Origin of the sequence: Undibacterium sp. Ren11W (assembly GCF_049340485.1) — a bacterium.
Classification (GTDB): Bacteria; Pseudomonadota; Gammaproteobacteria; order Burkholderiales; family Burkholderiaceae_D; genus Undibacterium.
Map to the genome: position 1 here is coordinate 1 of NZ_JBMPPB010000056.1, position 211 is coordinate 211.

1 protein-coding gene is annotated in these 211 nt (G+C 59.7%); it reads right to left on the reverse strand.

From position 1 onward, the window contains the following. A partial coding sequence (locus tag ACO0K8_RS22445; protein ID WP_422948873.1) for a hypothetical protein occupies positions 1-211 on the reverse strand: 211 nt, incomplete at both ends.

Here is a 211-nt window from a genome sequence, read left to right on the forward strand (position 1 = left end):
GTCGTGATGGTGATCGTTGGTGCGGCCGTCGCAGTCGTGTCCAAAGTCGCACTGTCTGTGCCTGGGGCGGAGACATTGCCAGCTTGGTCGGTGACCGTTGCTGTGACGGTTAAATTAGCGCCTTCTGCCGGTTTGGCAACCGTTGTGCTGTAGGTGCCCGCTGTGATTTCTGCGGCCGTTAAGACGTGGCTTTGCGGAGTCGTGCCATCGG